General features: G+C 62.1%; 1 protein-coding gene. It reads left to right on the top strand.

Going from position 1 to position 869, the window contains the following annotated elements:
• A partial coding sequence (locus RYH73_RS26575) for a condensation domain-containing protein (RefSeq protein WP_335316470.1) occupies positions 1–869 on the top strand: 869 nt, incomplete at both ends.

The raw sequence follows: 869 nt of genomic DNA, 5'->3' as shown, positions 1-869 counted from the left end.
GTATACCGTCTGAGCGGTCTGCAGGAGGGGATGCTTTTCCACGAGCTCTACGGTGAGGAACCTGGTGCCTATACGGAGCAGTACACGGCGGAGGTCGGGGATATCGACCCGTCCGTTTTCCGGGAGAGCTGGCAGGAGCTTTCCGGACGGCACAGCATACTCAGGAGCGGTTTCGATTACGAGTCGCTGGGCGTTCCGGTGCAGTTCGAGCTGTCGCGGGTTGAGGTTCCCTTCGAGGAGGTGGACCTGAGCGGTATGGGACGGGTTGAACGGGATGAGGCCGTACGGGTGTACCGTGATGGCGAGCGCCTGCGGGGCATCGACCTGGGACAGGCCCCTGCGATGCGCATCGGGCTGTTGAAGACGGGCATCGGGTCGTACCTGATGGTATGGACGTTCCACCACATCATTTTGGACGGCTGGTCGGTGTCGCTGCTTCTGGGGGAACTGCGGGAAGTTTACGGCGCGCTGGCATCGGGGAAAGCGCCCGTTCCGGTTGCCGATGACCGTTACGAGGATTACATACGTTACATCGAGGGCGGTGACCGCCATGCCGAGGAGGGTTTCTGGCGGGATTACCTTTCGGGTCTTGAGGGTCCCGTGCTGCTCCCGTTCATCGGCAACGTCGGGGAACGGAACCGTGGCGGGGGGAACTACGTTACGGAGAGGTGCCCGCTGGACAGTGATCTGAGCGGTGCCATCCGGCGTTATGTGCAGGCGGAGCGTATCACGGTGAACACGCTGATGCAGGGTGCATGGGCCTACCTTCTGCACCGCTACACGGGGCGTAGGGACATTGTCTACGGGGTGACGGTATCGGGGAGGCCGGAGGACCTTTCGGGGGTGGAACAGCGGATCGGACTTTACAT

Origin of the sequence: Olivibacter sp. CPCC 100613, from assembly GCF_036959255.1 — a bacterium.
Lineage (GTDB): Bacteria > Bacteroidota > Bacteroidia > Sphingobacteriales > Sphingobacteriaceae > Olivibacter.
The sequence above is the reverse complement of the archived record's forward strand: the minus strand, read 5'-3'. Positions and strand labels throughout refer to the sequence as shown.